The following is a 21,460-nucleotide window of genomic DNA, read 5'->3' as shown; positions in this document are numbered from 1 at the left end:
GCAAGGCGAACGCGAGAAGCGAATGCCGAAACTTATATCCGAAATCTGGATAATTTTAGAAGTGGCCAAAAATTTGTTGTTTCTTGGAGAAAGAACGACTCAAAATGGAATCACTGCAGTCGGATCAATACAAATTGGTAAATCCTTGGCAGCAAATTGAAAAATACAATCGAAAGGTCAAAAATGAAACTTCTGAACTTCCTCTTCTTTTTACTCTTTTCTTCAAATTGTATCCTCACACCTTTCATGAATACGAATGGGGAATCATCCGATGGTAAAAGTTTCATTCAACTTATGTTAAGTGCCATTGGTGTTTCAATTGGTGGGGCACAAAATTTAGTGCCCGCTGGAGGTGGTGTGGCTACCATGAGTGGTACTTCCATACGTTCGAGTGATGGGATGATCACCATTGACATTCCTGAAGGGGCAGTGACTGAGACAGTTGCATTTACAATTGAAAAGTATACACCGGCCACTAATTCTTATCCTGGCAGTTACATACCAACGAGCTTTTCATACGAAATTACTCCTTCTTATCGATTTAAAAAACCTGTAACAGTAAGTATGTCTCTCGATACTTCAACAATACAGAGTCTTAATCTAACGAAAGCAAAGAGTTTGGGTTTTTCGTACAGTCGAACTAGTGTTAGTGAAGATTCTGGGCGATTTCCAAGTTGGATGGCACATGAGACAAATGTTGTAGGTGATAAAGTTGTTTTTAACACACAAACCTTCTCTATTTTTGGAATTGCGACTCCTCCTCCTGGAAATCAACCTCCAATCAATCTTGGCGCATTTTATTATTTCAAAGCAGGTTGTGATTACCTTCCTTATTCACTTAGATCGAGAGTGGTTGACCCAGACGGAGATACATTACAGGTTTATTTGATAACAGGTCCCGCGAATGGAGGATCGGTTGCGATTCCCATGACACGAGAGGGGACAACGGATTGGTATGCAGCGAATATTCCTTATGAAGCAATGAGTTCGAGCGGAATTCAAATGCAAATTTCAGCTTCTGATTCTTTTGGACAAACCAGTCTTGTCCCTTCAACAGGAGTATTCAATTATCCAGCTAGTTCCAATAATACACTTTATATTACCAACTACGATCGAGATAAGGATAACGATGGATTGCTTTGTGCATGGGAAAGGGATAATGGGAAAAGTGATACGAACGCGAGTGATGCGTCTGGTGTTACAGATACCGATGGTGATGGAATTCCCAATGGATCTGACTATACTCCAAATGGAGAAGGCAATCCGACCATTGACTCTCTTCAAATATTTCCAGCAAATGTAAGTCTTGATTTAACAGAAAAAGTGATCTTCGGAGTTAGCGCAAGTTTTGGTGGCTCACCTCGTTATGTTAACGCAAACTTTGTCACCACAGGTATAGGACTTGGAGGTGGCGCGGTTGGTACAATGAACATGAGTACCTTCACACCTTCGGTACCTGGAGCAGCAGGAATTGTCGCTAGTGTGGGAGTTTTCAATGTCACGGCAACAGCTGTTGTTGCTGATACGCTAGGTCCAAATAATATCACAACACTTGTTGCCAATCCAATTGCTTCAAACAAAATCCAATTACAATGGCTGGCTCCAGGGGATGACAATCAATTTGGTCGTGCTGTGACTTACCAAATTTTTAGATCAACTAATGTTATTTCTAATAATAACAATTGTAATGGTATTTTGATCAATCATACACTCACACCAAAAATTGCTGGAGTAATGGAAAAGTTAGATGTTGGTGGTTTAACGCCTGATACACTCTATTATTTTTGTATCAGGGCAGTAGATGACAATGGAAATTTTAACCAATGGAATGGAACGGTTTCTGCTAAAACATATACAACCCCAGATATGGTTCCTCCCGCAGATATAGTAAGTGTTACAGCAACAAGTTTAGGTATTGATAAAATCCAGTTGAATTGGACTGCCGTAGGTGATGATGGAAATCTAGGTTCTGCTCAAAGTTATGAGATTTTTAGATCAACTAGTCCAATCCTAACAGATACTCAATGTCGCAGTGCCGTTTTGGTTCCCAATACTGTAGCCTCTAATCCTTCTGGAACGCCACTCAGTTTTACAGTTTCTAATTTGGGAGACAATACTGTTTATTACTTTTGTATCGTTGCGGTCGATGAATCCAACAATTATAGCACTTGGAATGGAATGACTACAGCAACAACATTACGTAAAAATCTTCCACCTAATATTACGCTTTCGGATACTTTGTCTGGTGTCCTTCCAGATTCAGTTGTATTGAATGCCTCGTTATCGGGAGATCCAGATGCAGTTGCATGTGGTGCAAATGCATCCAACTATATTTATAGTTGGTCTGTGTTAAACAAACCTCCTACTTCCTTAATTTCCACGACCAGTATCACGGGAGGGAATACCAAAGTCGCATCATTTACTCCAGATGTTCCAGGAGATTATACAGTTCTTTTCTCTTTCACAGATGACAAAGGTAGTTGTGGTGGAACCAATTCTTTGAATGTAAAATCTGTTGTTATTACAATCACTAGGCCTTCAGGAGTCAAACAATGGACGAGACTTTTTGGTTTTGATCCTGGTGGAATTGTTGGCAATGGAGGTGTAACATCTGATGCAAATGGTAATGTTTATGCGATCGGAGATACAAATGTTAGTGTGGATGGACAAACATTAACTGGGACAATTGATTTTATACTTGTCAAAAGCAATTCAAATGGAGTTAAGCAGTGGACACGTATATTAGGTGTTGCAGGCAAACAAACAACTGGATGGTATGTTGCTACTGATACAAATGGATATGTTTACGCAAGCGGTCAAACTTCAGGAAATCTGGATGGACAAACATTAAACGGCACGTTTGATGCTTTTATTATAAAATACGATACAAATGGCTCGAAATTTTGGACACGTTTGTTAGGTGGTGCAGGAAAGGAAACATTTGGTCGTGGTATAACATCAGATTCCAATGGAAATATTTACGCGACTGGATTCACTGATAGTAGTTTAGATGGACAACCAATAACTGGTACTAGAGATATGTTGATTGTAAAATACAATGACGCTGGAGTCAAACAGTGGACAAGATTGTTGGGTGTAGCAGGTCAACAAACGTTAGGTATCAGTATTACGTCTGACTCTAATGGGAATGTTTACTCCACTGGAAATGCATACGGAAATCTTGACGGACAAACGATTGTCGGATCTCCCGATTTGTTTGTTGTGAAATACAATGCAAACGGTATCAAACAATGGACAAAACTTTTGGGAGTAGCTGGTGCAGCCACGTATGCAAAAGGTATCACTTCAGATTCCAATGGAAATATATATATCACAGGGTTTACGTATGGAAATCTGGATGGACAAGTGAAAACTGGTGGTGCAGATACTTTTGTAGTTAAATATGATTCCAATGGAATCAAGCAATGGACACGATTGTTAGGTGTTGCAAACCAACAAACACAAGCAAATGGAATTACCTCTGATCCTGATGGGAATATTTACACAAGTGGTAATACATCGGGAAACCTAGATGGACAAACCAAGTCAGGCAGTCTGGATTTATTTCTTACAAAATATGATTCAAATGGAATTAAACAATGGACACGACTATTAGGTTTATCAGGAGCAATGACTAGAGGTATTGGCGTAACTTCTGATGCAAATGGGAATCTATATTGTTCTGGTACTACTAATGGCAATTTGGATGGGCAAACAAAGACTAGCCCGGTAGATTTGTTCATGGTGAAATACTGGTAACTTTCTACCAACCAAACATCCCTATACGTTAGTGTGAAAACCTTAGTGAAGGTGTTTGCTTCGAGGATGGGTGCAGGTGCGTAATCTGGCCATGGAAGGCCGGGCGAACGCGAGAAGCGAATGCCGAACTTTGGAGACGCCGGGAGTCGGTCTACGGTGCCTTCCCGTCCGGGTCAGGCAACCTCCGACCCGTCCTGTTCGAGGTCTCAGGCATCCTGCCTTCGACAGAAACAGCTTCACGCTCCCTATGGGTCGCTACTGTTTCTGACTCTCGCAGTCGTTCGACTCCCGTCGTAATTTTTTTGTTAGATGAAATTGATTTGTAAAATATTTAAAATGAAACTTTGGAGACGCCGGGAGTCGAACCCGGGTCCTATCGTCCTCAAATGCAGCTTCTACACGTTTAGTTTGCAAATAAATTTCGGAAAGACTTACCCTACAAACGGGGGACTAATTCCTATCCTACTTAGAGTTCAATCCGGTTCGAAGCGGGCAACAAATCCGAAAGGTCCTTAGAGAGGTGTCGGTTTCTAGGCCACCCAAGGAAACAGCCACCGAAACCGTAGAGCTTAAAATTAAGCTGCTAGAGCAAATTCGTTATTTGCAGTTATTGTTTTGAAGGTTTTTAAGAGGTCCCTCACCCCTACGTGCCACTGAATCCAAGCCAACAACAGTCGAAACCAATGTCGTCCCCAATTCTTACTACTTAGACGATGATAATCCTCTGGATCGTACCGAAAAGCAAAAAAGGTTGAATTGAGGTTTTAGTGTGCTGGAATGATTGTATCCTTATGAATTTTTCCCGTTCTTCCTTCTATTCATTGTTTTTTGTCTTTTTTCTCCTGATTTTTTTTCCGTTTTGTTCCCAAAAGGAACACCCTTCCGATAAGGAAATCCGCTTGGCTGTTTATGGAAAGGAAGAGGGAGATCCCATCCGTATCCTTGGGCAAAAACAAATCAATTTGGATGAAACACAAGAAATGGAAACGCTTGTTTTGTTCCAGTCTGGGCAAAGTGAAGTGTTGACCGCATTTCGCAAAGATGGATCAAGTTGGTCCTTTTTATGGAAGTTAGAATTTTTTCTAAAAGATTTAGGACCTATGTATTATGACGGCAAACAAAACAAATGGTTGGCTGGATCCATTTCAGGAAAAGAAAAACCAACGTTTGCTGGTGATTGTTTGAGACGTGTTGTCGTTGCAGAACTGCCTGGAGATAATTTTAATTCTGTATTCATTGAAGTTTTGTCCGAGGAACCACCGTTAGGTTTATTTTCTGTTCCAATGGGATACCGTAAGGGTAAAAAAATTTGGGACGGTTACCAACTCAAGGAACATGAAGAATTGAAACGCAGCAAACGTGTTGAGTTTGAATACAGTGCCAAAGACAAGTCATTTCGAATTTTTCCAACTAATCCTAATTATTCACAAGAGTTTGTTTTTAACGGTTGGGAAATGATAGCAAACCTTCCAATGCAACCTGTTCCTTCTTTTGTATCCTTAGAAGTAGAACCAAAGTTTGAAATAGGAAAAGAATCTCTTGTGACCTTACAACTTAAGAACAGGGGCAATTATGTGAGTATAACATATCTCTCCCTTTCCTTTCCTGATGCAGGATCTCTGCGTTTGGCAAATGAAACACAAGGTGTTCGATTGTATAAAAAGGGAGATATCGTATATAATGTGGTTCAAAATAAAAAAATCCCAGCGGAATATCCATTATTAGAAGTTACAAAGGAAGGATGGGCAAATAACTTTCGTTATGGTGTGAAATTTTACTATACTCCAAGTTCGACCGCAATTCCTCGAATTTTATTTCGTTCAACATATAAGTTTTACCAAGAAATCATTTCGATTCCCAATCAATATTCAATCGCACCTTTTGAAAGAGACCAACAAGGATTCCCATCATACATTTTGAATGGTATGACAAAATAATTTTGAAATGAAATCAAACAAAATCACAGAGGAAATCTTAGTAGCGAGGCGAGAAATTGTTCGAGTCCAAGTGGAACGGTTTCATTTGTTTTATACTGATTTTTTCCATAGATCAGAAACGATTGCTATGGCAAAATTTTTCTTTGAAACAGTATATAATTTGGATGGTAAAGAAGAATGGGAAAACCTAGCATTCCAAACTTATGACAAAGTGAAAAATATGCTAAAAGAAGGCACTCGTGAAAGTATCGAAAGGTTGATGGAATTAAACTCAATTACAGATGATCTAGATATCCAAATGGCAAAACTTTTATTAACAAAAGGTTGGGTCTATGGAAACGAAATTAGCCAAGACGAATACTTTCAATTGTTTTGTGAATTGGACAAACGAGAACTTCGAAAAAAACAATTAGAAGTTGTGCTGTTCAATTTAAAAAAATTCTACGAACTCGCACATAAACCAGTTAGTGCGTATATTATTAAACCAGCTGCGATGATGTCAAAACTACTTGGAGTATATCCACTTTTTAAAAAAGTAGAACAAGGTTATTATGCAACTTTGCCCGTCAATCAGACATTATTTGATGAATTTTATGTATTAGTCCAAGAGAAAGAGTGGGATTTTTTATACAAAGCCTTTCCATCACTTAAAGAGGAATTATGAGAAGACGATCCCGTTTTATTTCCAAAGAAGAAGAACATGTTGAAGCTCACGATCGTTGGTTATTAACTTATGCTGATATGATTACTCTTCTATTGGGATTGTTCATTATTCTTTATGCAGTGAGTAAAGTAGATTCCAAACGTTTGAACGAAGTAGCAAAAGACATCAAACGAGGATTTGGATTGAATGTAAGTTCCGTAGGTGCACTTCTTGATGGTGGTTCAGGGATTTTAGAAGATGATACGATGGTACCAAAATCGGAAGTATTTCGACTTTGGGAAAGAATTGGTTTTGCACTCAAAACTCTTAAAGAAAAGGCAAAATTAAAGCTGGGTCTTGCTGAAACAGAAGAGTTAAAATTAACTTTTGCTGGTTCCGATCTTGCTTCGGATGATGTATTAAAGTCAGATCCCGATCTCAAATTTGCCTTTGAACAGTTGGCTATTTTATCGAAAGGTATGGATATCGATATTGTTGTCCGTGTTCATATTCCTTACGAATCTCAAATTGATAAATCCAAATTCCAAAACTCTTGGGATTATCATTCCAATCGTGCTTCCTTACTCGCCGAAAAATTGGTAAACGAATACGGAATTCCCAAGGAACAAGTATCTGTACAAGGTTATGCGATGTTTCAAAAATCTAAAACTTCCGACACACCTGAAAAAAAAGCGAATGAAGAACGAATCGAAATTTTAATTCGGAAAAAAGAAACTGCAGAGAATGGAAAATGATAGAAAATGTTAACAAATTTTCTTTTCAATTTTAGAAAGAATAAAACGATAGCAAAGCAGTTACAAATGATCTTTGAATCAGAATCTTTACAGGCATAACACAATGAATCCAATCCTTCTTGTCACAAAACACCGAGTCAATTTGAAACAAGTTGCAAGTTTATGTTTTTTATTATTGTTACTCTTTGTAACTTGCAAAAAAGAAAAAGGTATCAATCACATCGAATGGCAAAATGAATCCTTGGGTTTGACATCTGAATTATGTAAAAAATTTCGTGAATGTGCCGACACGGAATGGAAATCAATTCCTGAAAATTTAAAAAAATTTACCGAAGGTCGATTGGAAGAATCGAATTGCCAAAAACGATTCCGCGAGAGTAATGCATACAAATTGATAGGTAACGATCCTAAGTTAATCCAATCGTCTTACATAGAATGCCACAAGTTGGTAATGGCCATGACTTGTTCGGAGTTACAAACTGGAAAAATGGATTCCATCAATGCTTGTGTTACGTTCCAACAAATTCAAAATCGATAATTTATTAAATTTTCTTTACTATTTTGTGGATAACATCATCAAGTTCATGAGCACTGTCTAAGATCGATTGATAACAATAATCGATCTCTTCCTTACTGAGCTTGGTTTCTTCTAATAATGCAATTAATCCCATAATTCTAGTTAATGGTGATCTTATCACATGTGATTGGTACCATGCAATATCCCTAAGCTTCTTATTTTGATCTTCAATGGTTGCATTCTTGCTTTTGATACCTGTAACATCTTGAAAGATAAAGATGTAACCTTTTTTATTTTGATTAATAATGATATTTGAACTTAATATTATGTTATTAACTAGTTTGTCTTTTCGAATTGCCACAAAATTTTCTTGATCAAAAATAATATCGTTTATTCTAAAATCAAGATCATCAACTTCGATATATTCATTATTTTTTATTACGATATTTTGAATTATATTGGCAATACTCAAAACCATTAGTTCATCCATTGTATAACCTAATAGTTTTTTCACATACGTATTTGCATAAGAAATGTTTAATTTATCATCAGTTATGATAATTCCAACGGGTGCAAGTTCGGTAATTTTTCGAAATCTTTCTTCACTTTCTAATAATGATCCTTCTAATCTTTTCTTTTCAGTGATATCTTTAGCGAAAATAGAAACTCCTATCTGAATTTGGTTTCTATCATAAACTGGATTGAAAGTTGTTTGGTAGATTATGCTTTCTCCGTTAAAGTTTTGATAAGGTATTTCGATCGAGTTTTTTTCCCCTCTAGTTGCATTTTGATAGTATTGATAAAATAAATTTCCTTTATCAGGTATAAATTCTCGAAAATCGTTTCCAATATAAGTGTTTGTATTTGTATTCTTTGTTAGTGTTTTTGCACCGATTTCATTGATGGCTAATATCTTATAATTTAAATCAAGTAATGTAATTGATTCAGCAGTATTGTCTAATATTGCTTTTAGTTTTTCTGAAAGATCTATAATTTTAAGTTCTGCTTCTTTTTCTGCTGTGATATTTTTTGCAGTTAGCGTAACTCCTAATAAATTGTTTTCAATATATACTGGTTGCATTTTGTATTCAAACCAAAAAGAAACGTTTTCATTTGAAGTGTAATTTTGGACAGTAAATGGGATCCCTTTGATTGCGGATTCAAACGCTTGAAGATATAAATCTCGATTTTCTTCAATTACAAATTTAGGATAGTATAAATCTCCAACTTTCAATTGTACATTATGGTATTGGTAGAGGACATTTTGTATCGTTTGGTTAAAAGCAAGAACTTCATGATTTTTCCCTAGTAGAACTATGTTTTCTGGGCTATTATCTAGAATTGCTCTAAAATATTGTTCGATCAAATTTGTTTTTTATCCTCAGTTAGGATAAACTCATTTTAATTTCAACAAAGTCAAGATTTCAATTTTAATATAGTGCATGAATTTGTTATGAAATATACGTAATTCTACTTATCAGTTCGGCTCAAATGAATGATTTTTATCTAAACTAAAAATTACTGTCTCATAATAAAAACTCTAACACATATTGATTCTTAGGATCTAACTTTAAAGTTTCACAAGCATAGTAATTGTTAGGTTCTTTTAAATTTAGGAAATAATAAGCGTCTGCTAAATAACTTAATGCAGTTATATTATAGGTCATGTTATTGGGATTATATTGTTTATTTGCAAAAGTGACTATATCTAACATTTTTCGATTATAAAAAATGGATTTTGCATATTCACCTTGGTCAAGGTAGATCGAACTTATTTTCCAATACGCTTCTAAAAACCATACATCGATGATCACAAGATTTGGTGAACCATCTTCATTATAGGTTTCTTCTGCATCATTAATGGAAAGTAGAGTTTGGTATGCTACAAAACTTTCCTTTTTTCGCTTCGCAGCATACAATGCCCTTGCATATAAGTTCCATAAAAAAGGATTTCGTTTTTCGACTTTTACGGTTGGTTCTAATATTGTAATCACTTCATCGAACTTCTTTTCCGAATAAAGTTGTTCTGCTTTTCTGTATTGGGATTCAAATAATGTTGAAACAACTTCTGGTAGTTCGCTCATTGTTCCTGCAGTTTGACCTGCTTCCAAACGATCTCCCACTTTCTGAGTCGAATCTAAATGGTTCATGCGTACAATTTTTGCCGGAAAACTGGGACGAACTGTCTTTGTACAATCTAAACTTGGTTTTGTTTCTTCCGATTGTAATTGTACATTTAGACAAAATATGGAGGTGGTGATTAAAATAATTTTTCTCATACATCCTTTTCTCTATAGTTTGCTGACTTATACTGCTTTTGTAAAATATACAATTTCACATTCTTCTACATTTGGAAAAAGGACATTGATACAATCGATATCAAAAAGAAAATCCAAATGGCAAGGTGAATGTGAGAAGTTTTAGAATTAAAATCAAAAATTTCGACTTTGTTAGTCAAATTGATATGTTTTAATAATTTTTGTATAAATTCTTTCTTATCAGCCTCTTCGTGCATGGATTTTCCTTTGACAGAATTCATGTTATACGGAGCTATTATCTGCTTTTTTTGTAAAAAATTTCTTGAGGAAACCAAGAGCAGCTACAGCACCAATCGCGATGATCTTCCAAAATTTAACTAACAAAGCAAAAAATCCAGCTTTTGCCAAAACTTTGCCCGCGATCAGACCACCAATTCCATAGGCTGCCATTTTATCAACACCTGGAGAATAATCAGAATACTTTTCTCCGTCATTAAACTCAGTGGATGCAAGTATGGCAGGGATATCGGATTGGACAAGTTTCAGTTTTTCAATGTCGGAAATTGCATTTAATTCCAAAATTCCTTTTCGGCCTAAAATTCGAATATTATAATTGAGAGTATTGACTGTATCTCCTTCAAATTGGAGTTCTTTTGCCCAATGGAGTTTTTTAGCACTAGAATCATAAAATGGTTTATTGGCCCAACCCACAAGTTCCATTGTTGGGTATCCTTCTTTTTTGCGATCTTCATTTCCTTCTGAAATATCTTCTTTCATAGATTTTAAAAGATCATCATAATTGATTTCGTTTGCATCAGAATCACTGACATAACCATCTTCAGAAAAAGAATAGGTAAGAGCATACGTAAAGTTGTCGCTGATGGGAGTTTGGTCTGACTTAAACAACATCCCAAGGATCCCTTCGTTCAAAGGATTGCCCCAGACTTCATGTAGAACAAATTGGCTTTGTTTGGCATCTAGGAATTTAAAACCTTTAGGTAATTTGATTGTTGCCAATTTGTCGCCAATGGTTACGGTGCCAGTTTGGTACTTGAGATCGTTTACTTTTTTAAGAATATCATCTTCGGCAAAAAGGGTGGAAGTGAAAAGGAACAATCCGAATAGAATTGTAGTCAAATGTCTCATATTTTATCTCCAAGTGAATTTCTTTTGGCATAGTAAAACTAGGAACAAAACGTATTGCCAAACTAGGTCATTCTAACGTTTGTTTGTAGGAAAAAGCAACTAACAAAATGGAGAGTAATCATCTTTTTGTATAGGTGTTACATTTTGGATTAACACCTATTAAACTTTTTAGAAAAATTCAAAAAATGCTTCTTGGATTTTACTATATGAATTTAAATTGACCACCGAATCACAAAAGCCGCAATTCCCGCACCAACTAACGGAACTACTACGGGAAGCCATGCATATTTCCAACCTGAATTTCCTTTATTGGGTATGGGAAGAATGGTGTGAATGATCCTTGGGCCTAAGTCACGAGCAGGGTTAATCGCATACCCAGTGGTTCCTCCCATGGAAAGTCCAATCGCCCAAACGAGAAGGGCGACAAAACCCGTGCCAGCAATTCCGTTTGCCCCGCCGTTTGTGGGAGAAAAGATCGCATGGATTCCAAGGATGAGAAGGAAGGTTCCAAATCCTTCACTGATGACATTGGAAAGAGTGTGTTTGATGGCAGGTTCCGTCGAAAAGACTGCCAAGATTTTCCCTGGGTCTTTTGTTTCTTTCCAATGGGGGAGGTAATGCAAATACACAAGAGAGGCACCTAGGGCAGCACCTGCAACTTGAGCAAGGCAATATGGCAAAAAGATCGAATAGTCGCCTGATTGGATACAAACAGAAAGTGTGACCGCTGGATTCAAGTGGGCTCCGGGACTTCCGAGTGCTTTTGCCACAAGGACTCCAAAACAAACAGCTAAAGCCCATGCTGTCGTGATAGTAATCCAACCACCATCTTTAGCTTTGGATTTTTCTAATAAAACACCAGCGACAACACCATCCCCTAATAAGATCAAAACAGCAGTTCCAAAAAATTCGCCAACCAGTTCCAAAATACCCTCCACACGCCAAAGGTGAGGACTTTATCTAAAGGGACATAGAACCACTGACAACCTTTTTTGAAGGGTTACACCCTCAATTTATTCTAGGATTTTCCATTGAATCATAAATCATGGGAAAATAGACCATGAAAAATCACGCGCTTGAGTATCACTCTAGGTTTCCGAAAGGAAAAACCAAAGTAGTTCCGACAAAACCAACGGAGAACAGTTATGACCTGTCACTCGCATACTCACCTGGTGTCGCATACCCTTGCCTTGAAATTGAAAAACAACCTGATCTCGTTTATGAATATACCAACCGTGGAAATTTAGTGGGGATCATCACCAATGGAACTGCCATTTTGGGTCTTGGCAATATTGGAGCTTCCGCTGGGAAACCAGTGATGGAAGGAAAAGCTGTCTTATTTAAAAAATTCGCAGGCATCGATGTGTTTGATATCGAAATCAACGAAACAGATCCTGAAAAATTCATCACCATTGTAAAAGCCCTCGAACCAACGTTTGGTGGGATCAATTTGGAAGACATCCGTGCTCCGGAATGTTTTCACATAGAAAAAACTTTAGATGCGAGTATGAAAATACCTGTGTTCCATGATGACCAACATGGAACGGCAATTATTTCCACTGCGGCACTTCTCAATTCACTTGTGATCACTGGTAAAAAAGCAGAAAACTTAAAAGTTGTTATCAATGGTGCAGGGGCTGCGGCCATATCCATTGCAGAGATGTTAACTCATATTGGAGTGAGACACGAATCTATTTTTATGTTAGATTCTCGTGGTGTTATCAATCACAAACGTACCAATTTACATGAATCAAAACTTCCATTTGTTCGTAACACAGAAGCAGAAACACTAGAAGATATTTTTCCTGGAACCGATCTATTCATTGGAGTTTCTGTTGCTAACGTTGTGACAGAAGCAATGGTAAAAACAATGGCTGAGAAACCTGTGATGTTTGCTCTTGCCAATCCAGACCCTGAAATTCCTTATCCAGATGCAAAACGTGCAAGACCAGACCTCATCATGGCAACGGGTCGCAGTGATTATCCTAACCAAGTGAATAACGTACTCGGGTTTCCTTTTATCTTTCGTGGGGCACTCGATGTCCGTGCAAAAGTGGTAAACATGGAAATGAAACTAGCCGCCGCATATGCTCTCTGTGAACTAACAAAAATCCCTGTTCCTGTTGAAGTTTGTGAAGCTTACAACCAATTGGAAATTCGATTTGGGGAAGATTATATCATTCCAAAGCCTTTAGACGAACGCGTGTTATACCATGTGGCACCTGCTGTTGCAGAAGCCGCAGTCAAAACCGGTGTCAACCAAGTGGAATACCCTGGTCGCGAAGCATACGTGAAGTTTTTGGAATCCATCATGGCCCAACAAAAAGAACCTATCAGTGCTTTAGAAATCTAAACCTGGTGATTCCTTTCTTTTAGAGTCTCCTCCGGGATCTGAAAAAATTTTCAAAAAAAACGATCTACCCTAGAAAAAGTACTTGTTTAAATTTGTGCAACGCACATAACTGTATTGTGCATTGCACAAATAGGTGAAAACCAGGAGCTAAATTATGGAAAAACAAATCATGGACATTCTTAACGCTGGAATCGGTCTTTTTCAATCTGGAAAAGAAGGTTTAGAAAAAGCAAAAACACAATTGGAATCTACTTACAATGAGTTAGTTTCTAAAGGTGCTTTAGACAATACTGAGGAATCAGTAAAAATCCGCCAATCTGTGGACAAAATCCTAACAGACATTAAAGAATTCTCTAGTGTTGCTGGAAAAAACTACGACGAAACTCGTTCTAAAATCGTAGAAAACTACAACAAAATTGCTGAAGAAATCAAAGCAAAAATGCCTGAAGGAAAAATTGAATCTGTAAAAGCAAAAATCAATGAAGTTGCAGAATCGATCAAAAAAACAGGTGCTGCAAAAGCATAATCATCATTTACAAAGAGAGGGTCGGACCTCCGGCCTTTTCTCTTCTTTCTTCTTTGTTTTTTCAACTCATTCTTTCCACAATCACTTCCAACTGAGTCACCATATCCAGTCTAAAGATTTAAGATGTACATGAAATGTGAATGAACCATTGCGTAAGGTTTACTTCCTTTCACTTTCCCTATTGACATCTTTCCTTTTATGATGCAAGTTACCCTTATGTTTCGTTCTAATGTTCTGATCTTATTTTCTCTCGTATTATTTGTTTCTTGTGGCACAGCAGATTTAAGACCACCTCATTTGTCAGATGACAAAGTTGATTTGGAATTGAAAAAGAAGGGTTTAGCAGTTGTTACGAAACCTCCTATCAAAGAATTAACCCCAGGTGATTGGAAACAATACAAACAAGTTCAATTTATCATCAAGGATGTTTGGCATTCTAACTTTGTTCGTTTTTTTACTCCCATCAAAGAGCCTGAGTTGAGGATGCGAGTGTATCTCGATTTTGAAGCAGATGCTATGCAAGTTGAGTTTCTTGGCGGAGAAAAAAAAGGACTTATTTATGGTTTAGAAAAAAAATCCACCTACCAAATTGCATCTGACACAGGTAAGGTGTACAGTGATGATACAGAAGTCAGAATTTATTTGGAATCATTACGCCTTTATCTCACTTTGCCATGGCGATTAAAAGATTACCCAATCATCCAATATGCAGGCACAAAAGAGAAGTTAAATCAAAGTTACGAAGTAGTATATTTCACATCAGTGCAAATGAACGCCAATCCTGATACGGATCAGTATGTTGGATACTTTGAGAAAAAAAGTGGTGCTTTGGAATGGATGGAATTTACCTACCGAGAATTATTCGGTTTTTACCAAGGTGTGTTAAAATATGGATTTTATGAACCATGGAATAACCAACAATACCCAAGAAGGATTTCCATTTTAGATAAATTTGAAGATGGGGATTTTGTTCATGAAATCCGAATCGAAAAAATCGAAATACCCGTGAAACCTATGGAAGAAGTGGATAAGGTATTAGAATTACCGGAACCTGGGAAGTAAGTTCCTTAAACGTAATTGCGAAAGGGATCGTAGCGGAAATCCTGCATTCTTTGCAGATTGAAGCGTAGAGCCCGGTCCACCACTGGAACAGTGGTGGATTCGCCCCAATGATTTAATTCAATGTAAATCGGATCGGAACCAATACTTTTACAGTAATTGGTTTTCCCTCTAATATGGATGGGGAAAAACGTTTTCTGCGATATACTTTGATCGCTTCTTCTTCCAATCCACCACCTAACTGTTTCCCTACGGACCTAACACGAAGCACTTCTCCTGTATTGGAGATGATCACTTCTAATGTCATGGTTCCCGTCACACCTAAAGCTTTCGCATCGGATGTATATTCTGGACGAACATTTGGGGAAAGGTCAACAGGTGAAGTAGCACCAGATACAATTGGATCAGATGCTCCTGCGATACGTGGGTCTTCTTTTTTTTCTTCTTTTTCTTTGTCAGTTAGATCAAAGTCACCATCAGTTGGTTTGGAATCGGTTGTCGGTTCTTGGATTTGAACGTTGTCAATGAAAGCAACTTCTTCCACAAGATCATCCAAACTATCTGTTTCCAAATGAGGAGTGAACCAAAAAAGAATGATTAACGCCTGTATAACGGCGGAAATGGCAAGACCCGTTTCAATACGATAACGATCAATGAATCTATGGATTCTTTCTCGTTTGGATCTTTTATGTGTAACAACAGTTCCGCTCACGTTACTTACCTTTTAATCCGCCACCTTGGGTGGTCTTGGTAACAAGAGAAACCTTTAGGGCACCAATCTCTCGGAGTGTTTCAAAAACGTTATCTAATTCTTCATAGGTTAAGTCTTGGTCAGCATGGATCAAAACTTTCAGATCAGGAGTAGTGGCAATTTTTGCTCTGATTTCACTCATCGCTTCGTTTAATTCCATCTTCACTGAATTGAAATAAACAGTTCTTTTTTCATCTGCAGTTAGGTAAAGATTTGCGATCTTTTTGTTTAACTGCTCTCCGCCAGGAACATCTGGTAAATTGATGGGAAGGTCAGGATCGGAATCCAATACGGAGGTTACCATAAAGAACACGAGAAGTAAGAAGGCAATGTCTGCCATCGAACTTACTGGAACTGAAGGTGCGACTCTCTTTCTTCGTAACATATTATTTCTTCTTTCTCACTGAGATTTTTTCAAATCCGCGTAGTTGAACTGCTGATAATGCATCCAACATCTTTGCATATTTGGTATCACCGGTTGTAACAATGAGTGCTAGTTTGTTTTTAAGATCAGGGATTTCCATTTGGTTCAGGTCATCACGAAACTCTTTTAAACTAGCATATTCTTTGGTTCCGAAAGCAGGGTTACGCATCTTGTATCTGTCTTGTGTGACCAAAATTTCATATACATTCTTGCGTAAAAATGGCTGTGGTTCGGATTGTTTGCGAGGAAGTGATATATTCAATCCTTCCTTTACAAAGAATACAGCTGTTACCATAAAAAATACCAAGAGTAGAAAGGCAATATCCGACATGGATGCTGCCGATATTTCCTCTAGTTCTTGTTTTTTCTTTAACTTAATCATGGTTAGTTACTTACCGCTCTTTACGCTTTTTTTCCAGCTTTGAGTTTTAAGTATTCTTTGTAGATTTTGTTCGCAGCTTCTTCTACTTCAGAAGTAAAAAATGCAACTCGGCCTTGTAAGTATTGGTAGAATGTCATTGCAGGGATCGCAACGATAAGACCAGCAGCAGTTGTAATGAGGGCTTCTTTAATACCACCAGCAACTACTTTTGCGTTTACTTGGTCAGCATTTGCAATTGCATCGAATGCATTGATCATACCTGATACAGTTCCAAGGAATCCAACAAGTGGCGCGATAGTTGATACTGCAGAAAGAACTGTGAGTCCTTTTTCTAAAAGTGTCATCACTTCACCGGCTTCTCTTTCGATACCTGATGCAAAAATTTCAGGATCGTTTTGGGAAACTTCCATACCATTTTTTAATACGTCAGTGATTCGTTGTCCTTCATTTGCTTTTAAGAATTCATCTACTCCATTCATACCAGAAGCATCAATTGCATCTTGTAAGTCTTGGTTGTAACCTTTTCTCACAAGTTTTGCTGTGAAGAAAAAATACATTCTTTCAAGGATCACTCCGAAACCTACGATCGAAGAAAGTAGGAGTGGCCACATGGACCATCCGCCAGTTACAAATAATTTTACGAGTCCGATTTCTGAATCTTGCGTAGGAGTTTGTTCTGGTGCTTGAGCGACTGGAGCAGGAGTTTCCTGTGGTGCTTCCGTTGTTTGCGTAGTTTCTGTGCTAGGTGTTGTAGGATTCGCTTGTGCTTCGATTTTTCCAACAATTGCAAAAATTGCGATAAGTGCGATCACAAGGGACAAAGTGATATTTTTCTTTGCCAGGTTACATGAAACGTTCATGAATGTCTCCATATCTGATTGATATGTTTCAAATCTAGAATATCTCTGTTACATTTAGATGACAGATGGATGACAAAGAGAGTAATTAAGCTTTTGAAAATAGGTCTCTGAGTTTTGGAATGCCTTCTAAAAACAATGCAGGTCCTGGTTGTAATATAATGCTTGGGTCCATCTCATAAATTCGGTTGTTTTGGATAAAACCTGTTGATTGCCATTCGGGTTTGTTTTTCACCCAATCCCAGTCCATATCTTTCCCACACCATGAGCCAACATAAATGTCTGGGTTTGCGTATCTTACATCAGTTGCATGGATGATGCGGTCTTTCGCCAATTTGCGATCTTTTAAGTGGGAGAAACTATCAATCCCACCAGCAAGTGTGATGGCTTCACTTACCCATTGGATTCCCGTGATGATGGGTTCGTCCCATTCCTGGAAAAACACGGTGGGTTTTTTAGGTATCAATTCGTTTTCCTTCTGCCAGGATTGGATCTGTTTTTTCCAACCATCCGTGATGGATTTGGCTTTGTCAGATTGTCCTACAAGGTTTCCGATGATTTGCATATTGGAGATAATTTCATTGATAGAACGTTGGTTGAAGATTAGAACATTTAACCCACGTTCAATGAGATCTTTTGCAAGTTGGCCTTGGATGTCTGAAAATCCGATGACTAAGTCAGGCTCAAGAGATAGAATTTTTTTAATATTGCCACTGATAAAAGCAGAAACTTTTGTTTTTTCTTCTTTGGCACGGACAGGCCTTTCTGTATAAACTGAGATTCCTACAATTCTCTTTTCTTCACCTAACAGATAAATCATCTCTGTTGGTTCTTCTGTTAAACAAATGATTCTTTCTGGACCCATTTGATTTTTAGGTTTCTAAAAATTTTGTCAGATCTGTTTGGGATCCGAATAAAACAACAATGTCATCTTCACGGAGAACAGTATTTCCATGAGGAATGCCTAGTATTTTTTCTATTTTTGAATCAGATGTGCGTTTTGAATCTTTATTTGTAGTTGGTCGTTTGATTGTAATCACATTGATGTTGTATTTGTGTCTAAGGTCTGCATCAGCGATTGTTTTATTGATGTATCGTTTGGGAACTGTGACTTCGACTACACTATATTCATCAGATAATAAAAAACTCGATCGCATTCCTGCAAAAGAAAAAGTTTCTGCCATACTTTTAGCTGCTCTTTCTTCAGGATTGAATAAATCGCGTATACCTAAAAGCTCTAATACTTTTTTTTGAAGTTCAGTTTGGTATCTGGCATAAATCAAATTGACTCCAGATTTTTTTAAACTATCTGCACAGATGATGGATGTTTCAAAATCGTCAGCTAATGCGATCACAGCATAATCAACATCACCAATTCCTTGTGAACGGAGAGCATGTTCATCTGTTGCATCTAGTGTAACAGCGACTGTAACAAAATCTTTTATCGAATCTATAACGATCGGATCTTTATCTATTGCAATGACTTCATGTCCATCCTCAAAAAGATAACGAACAAATAGTTTTCCAAAACTTCCAATTCCAATCACTGCAATTTTTTTTCTTTGCATAGTATCAACCAACCACTACATATTCTTTTGGATATTCGTAAGAAATATGATCTACTTTTTTTGAAACAGCAATCAGTAGAGTTAATATTCCTACTCTTCCTACAAACATCACAATACAAATTAAGATTTTTCCAAAATCTGATAAATAAGGAGTTAATCCTCTTGTTAAACCAACAGTTCCAAATGCTGAAACCACTTCATAACATAAGTCGATAAAATTTGCATTTTCTGTGAGTAAAAGACAAAAGATCGCTATGAAAATCACAAATAGAGATAAGACGATTGTTGCACTTGCTCTTGCAATTGTTGAATTTGCAATCATTCGGTGTCCAATTTCCATTTTTTCTTTTCCTCGAACCTGATTGCTAATATTCATAAATGAGATAGCAAGCGTAGTTGTTTTGATTCCTCCACCAGTTGAGACTGGCGATGCACCAACCCACATTAAAAAAAATGAAATGAATGTCATTGGGTAACCCATTAAGGATAGATCAAACGTATTAAAACCAGCTGTCCTTGTGGTCACTGAATAAAATAAGGAATGAAATATCTGTTTCTCAATCGGTAAGTCTTTTAAAGATAAATGGCTCTCAAGAAAATAACAACTTACTGTTCCAAATAAGAGTAAAAAACCCGTTACGAAAAAAACAAGTTTAGATGTAATGGACCAGCGAAACTTAGGATCAAATGGATTTAATAATTTTGTTCGTAATTGGTAGATAACGGGAAATCCCAAACCACCAAATACAATAAGTAACATAATAACTGATAAAAACCCTTCAGATTCTTTAAAAGCATCCGTCGCCAAACCATTTGGCATTAAACTAAAACCTGCATTACAAAAAGCGGAAATTGAATGGAATACTGAATAATAAATTTTTTCAGGTAATGGAAGGGGATAGTTTTCTGGAAAACTATAAAATAGAAATACTGCACCAATCAGTTCGATGGATAAAGTTTGTAATGTAATTTGTTTTAAAATTTCCTTTGCACGACCCATTGTTTCTTCTGAAAGAAGATCTTTGATCATCAAGGTATCACTTACCGAACCTTTTCCAGTTAAAAAAATGGAAAAAAAACTGGTTAGAGTCATGAGTCCGAGTCCACCAACTTGAATCAAAAGTAAAATCACAAGCTGACCCGTGAGTGTGAATTGGCTACTAATATCAACTGTTGATAAACCCGTAACACAGGTTGCACTAATCGTTGTAAAAATGATATCGATTGTATTTACGTGTTCGAGAGTTGATTTAGGGAAATGTAAAAAACACACTCCAACAGAAATGATAAAAGCAAAAGAAGTAACAAAAACGATGGATGGGTTGAGTTTTTTAGAATCTCTTTTTTTGGATAATCGAAAGAAGTGGGCTAAATTGGAAAATAGAAACAAAAACTGATTTGCCGATAAAAAAATCAGTGTAGTGTCATTTCCAGAAATATGATAAGATTTTAAGATTTGAATGATATTTTCCTCATATATCATTTCCAAAGCTAACATCAATAATATGATAAGTTCAATCTTATGTAAGTTTAGGTATTCCTTCCATTTTTTATTTGTGAAAGTTAAGTGTAAGGTTTCATAACAGATAAAAAAACTAACTAACGTTCGAATGGAGATAGTAACGTATGGTTTCCATTCTTCGGGATAATAAAAACCAAAATCTAAAATTAAAATTGTAACTGATAAAAAACCAAAAAGGATGTAAAACACTCTGCCTATTGGCCGGAGGTGTTCCATGTAAAATTTACGAATTTCATATCTCTGAACTTGTATGTATTGAGTTAGGTGGTGTAAAAAAACAAAAATACGTTTGGACTTCAAGGTTTAACGTCTGCTAATTGTTTTTTCTTTTCTCGGTGTTCTTCGAGTCTCTTTTGATCAACATACACATTGGCACCAGATAAACCCGTAGAACCACCTATCATGATGATACTACCTACTACCGTTTTTTCCACTGCAAATGCTCCTGCGACTGCAGCTGATGCGCCAAGTGCAAAAGGTAAAGTTAAAAAGAAGATGATATAACCTCTGCGAAATTTTGTTTCTTCATAAACTGCATCTTCATCAAATTCTTCTTTTTGTTTTTTCTTTAACTCTTGTTTGGTTCTACTTTTTTGCAATTGGTTTTGTAAGGCTTGCTCATTGATTTCACCAGTAAGTGGGTTAATGGGAGAATTTTGAGCATTGGTCAAACTATAAGGATTGGATGCATTCTGACTAGAATTGCCAGTGGTTCGGGAGTTCGTAAGAGCACCTGCTCCTGGTATGGATTCAATTCCACTGTATTGTGTTTTTACATTTTTTGGCGTAGCAAGGACTGGTGTTTCAAATTTAGGAGGAAGGGTGACATCCTTCAGAACATTTGATTCCGGATCGGAATTTGGGATGTTTCTTAGGTCATAATTGTTTGTGTCGTAAAATCCTTCTTTGGTTTGCCCATAAACGGGACCAAACACCAAAGTAAAGACAATCATTGGCACAAAAAATCGGGAAAAAATCCGCATACATTCCAGTTTACTTGATC

At 37.1% G+C, this 21,460-nt stretch carries 21 protein-coding genes and 1 other RNA gene; 8 read left to right on the top strand and 14 right to left on the bottom strand.

Annotation, left to right across the window (positions count from 1 at the left end):
- Positions 1-183: 183 nt before the first annotated feature.
- Entirely contained in the window at positions 184-3,759 is a 3,576-nt protein-coding gene (locus tag ND855_RS15730) for an SBBP repeat-containing protein (RefSeq protein ID WP_265359107.1), read from the top strand.
- A 344-nt stretch (positions 3,760-4,103) separates the two neighbouring features.
- Here the strand turns inward: ND855_RS15730 and ssrA are convergent.
- Positions 4,104-4,453: a transfer-messenger RNA gene (ssrA, locus tag ND855_RS15725) on the bottom strand.
- Positions 4,454-4,550: 97 nt separating this feature from the next.
- Between ssrA and ND855_RS15720 the strand changes: the two genes are divergently transcribed.
- The 4 genes from ND855_RS15720 to ND855_RS15705 all read left to right on the top strand — a co-directional run bounded on the left by ND855_RS15720 (position 4,551) and on the right by ND855_RS15705 (position 7,632).
- A complete protein-coding gene (locus tag ND855_RS15720) occupies positions 4,551-5,696 on the top strand; it encodes an LIC13341 family surface-exposed protein (RefSeq protein ID WP_407658724.1) in 1,146 nt (381 codons plus the stop codon).
- Between the two features lie 7 nt (positions 5,697-5,703).
- The gene (locus tag ND855_RS15715; RefSeq protein WP_265359105.1) at positions 5,704-6,360 is read left to right on the top strand and encodes an FFLEELY motif protein; all 657 of its coding nucleotides are present in this window, start codon (positions 5,704-5,706) and stop codon (positions 6,358-6,360) included.
- On the top strand, positions 6,357-7,094 hold the full coding sequence (locus tag ND855_RS15710) for a flagellar motor protein MotB (protein ID WP_265359104.1): 738 nt from the start codon (positions 6,357-6,359) through the stop codon (positions 7,092-7,094). Before ND855_RS15715 ends, ND855_RS15710 begins: the two co-directional genes overlap by 4 nt.
- Positions 7,095-7,197: 103 nt before the next feature.
- On the top strand, positions 7,198-7,632 hold the full coding sequence (locus ND855_RS15705) for an LA_2478/LA_2722/LA_4182 family protein (RefSeq protein WP_265359103.1): 435 nt from the start codon (positions 7,198-7,200) through the stop codon (positions 7,630-7,632).
- A 4-nt stretch (positions 7,633-7,636) separates the two neighbouring features.
- On the opposite strand, the gene ND855_RS15700 is transcribed toward ND855_RS15705, so the two are convergent.
- The 5 genes from ND855_RS15700 to ND855_RS15680 all read right to left on the bottom strand — a co-directional run bounded on the left by ND855_RS15700 (position 7,637) and on the right by ND855_RS15680 (position 11,941).
- Entirely contained in the window at positions 7,637-8,977 is a 1,341-nt protein-coding gene (locus tag ND855_RS15700) for a PAS domain S-box protein (RefSeq protein ID WP_265359102.1), read from the bottom strand.
- A 160-nt stretch (positions 8,978-9,137) separates the two neighbouring features.
- Positions 9,138-9,890 carry a tetratricopeptide repeat protein gene (locus tag ND855_RS15695; protein WP_265359101.1) on the bottom strand — a complete coding sequence of 251 codons (753 nt, stop codon included), beginning with the start codon at positions 9,888-9,890 and terminating at the stop codon, positions 9,138-9,140.
- A 65-nt stretch (positions 9,891-9,955) separates the two neighbouring features.
- Positions 9,956-10,150: a hypothetical protein gene (locus tag ND855_RS15690; protein ID WP_265359100.1), complete on the bottom strand. Its 195-nt coding sequence runs from the start codon at positions 10,148-10,150 to the stop codon at positions 9,956-9,958.
- 1 nt (position 10,151) lies between these two features.
- Positions 10,152-11,015, bottom strand: coding sequence for a DUF2167 domain-containing protein (locus tag ND855_RS15685; protein ID WP_265359099.1), 864 nt, complete (start codon positions 11,013-11,015; stop codon positions 10,152-10,154).
- A gap of 212 nt (positions 11,016-11,227) precedes the next feature.
- Positions 11,228-11,941, bottom strand: a complete 714-nt coding sequence (locus tag ND855_RS15680; protein ID WP_265359098.1) for an MIP/aquaporin family protein — start codon at positions 11,939-11,941, stop codon at positions 11,228-11,230.
- 134 nt (positions 11,942-12,075) lie between these two features.
- On the opposite strand from ND855_RS15680, the gene ND855_RS15675 reads away from it, so the two are divergent.
- The 3 genes from ND855_RS15675 (at position 12,076) to ND855_RS15665 (ending at position 14,956) form a co-directional block, all read left to right on the top strand.
- On the top strand, positions 12,076-13,368 hold the full coding sequence (locus ND855_RS15675; protein ID WP_265359097.1) for a malic enzyme-like NAD(P)-binding protein: 1,293 nt from the start codon (positions 12,076-12,078) through the stop codon (positions 13,366-13,368).
- Between the two features lie 154 nt (positions 13,369-13,522).
- Positions 13,523-13,894: a phasin-related domain-containing protein gene (locus ND855_RS15670; protein WP_015677288.1), complete on the top strand. Its 372-nt coding sequence runs from the start codon at positions 13,523-13,525 to the stop codon at positions 13,892-13,894.
- Positions 13,895-14,110: 216 nt separating this feature from the next.
- Positions 14,111-14,956, top strand: a complete 846-nt coding sequence (locus tag ND855_RS15665; RefSeq protein ID WP_265359421.1) for an LBF_0142 family lipoprotein — start codon at positions 14,111-14,113, stop codon at positions 14,954-14,956.
- Positions 14,957-15,068: 112 nt separating this feature from the next.
- On the opposite strand, the gene ND855_RS15660 is transcribed toward ND855_RS15665, so the two are convergent.
- The 8 genes from ND855_RS15660 to ND855_RS15625 form a co-directional block, all read right to left on the bottom strand.
- Positions 15,069-15,665: an energy transducer TonB gene (locus ND855_RS15660; RefSeq protein WP_265359096.1), complete on the bottom strand. Its 597-nt coding sequence runs from the start codon at positions 15,663-15,665 to the stop codon at positions 15,069-15,071.
- Between the two features lies 1 nt (position 15,666).
- Positions 15,667-16,089, bottom strand: coding sequence for an ExbD/TolR family protein (locus tag ND855_RS15655; protein WP_108960244.1), 423 nt, complete (start codon positions 16,087-16,089; stop codon positions 15,667-15,669).
- Position 16,090: 1 nt separating this feature from the next.
- Positions 16,091-16,510 (bottom strand): ExbD/TolR family protein, encoded by a 420-nt coding sequence (locus ND855_RS15650; protein ID WP_100716239.1) that lies wholly within the window; start codon positions 16,508-16,510, stop codon positions 16,091-16,093.
- A gap of 20 nt (positions 16,511-16,530) precedes the next feature.
- Positions 16,531-17,370 carry a MotA/TolQ/ExbB proton channel family protein gene (locus ND855_RS15645; RefSeq protein ID WP_265359095.1) on the bottom strand — a complete coding sequence of 280 codons (840 nt, stop codon included), beginning with the start codon at positions 17,368-17,370 and terminating at the stop codon, positions 16,531-16,533.
- Positions 17,371-17,455: 85 nt separating this feature from the next.
- The gene (locus tag ND855_RS15640; protein ID WP_265359094.1) at positions 17,456-18,232 is read right to left on the bottom strand and encodes a cobalamin-binding protein; all 777 of its coding nucleotides are present in this window, start codon (positions 18,230-18,232) and stop codon (positions 17,456-17,458) included.
- Positions 18,233-18,239: 7 nt separating this feature from the next.
- Entirely contained in the window at positions 18,240-18,935 is a 696-nt protein-coding gene (locus tag ND855_RS15635; protein ID WP_265359093.1) for a potassium channel family protein, read from the bottom strand.
- A gap of 4 nt (positions 18,936-18,939) precedes the next feature.
- Entirely contained in the window at positions 18,940-20,673 is a 1,734-nt protein-coding gene (locus ND855_RS15630; protein WP_265359092.1) for a TrkH family potassium uptake protein, read from the bottom strand.
- 80 nt (positions 20,674-20,753) lie between these two features.
- Positions 20,754-21,440 carry a hypothetical protein gene (locus ND855_RS15625; protein ID WP_265359091.1) on the bottom strand — a complete coding sequence of 229 codons (687 nt, stop codon included), beginning with the start codon at positions 21,438-21,440 and terminating at the stop codon, positions 20,754-20,756.
- Positions 21,441-21,460: the final 20 nt, after the last annotated feature.

Origin of the sequence: Leptospira paudalimensis, assembly GCF_026151345.1 — a bacterium.
GTDB classification, from domain to species: domain Bacteria; phylum Spirochaetota; class Leptospiria; order Leptospirales; family Leptospiraceae; genus Leptospira_A; species Leptospira_A paudalimensis.
The sequence above is the reverse complement of the archived record's forward strand: the minus strand, read 5'-3'. Positions and strand labels throughout refer to the sequence as shown.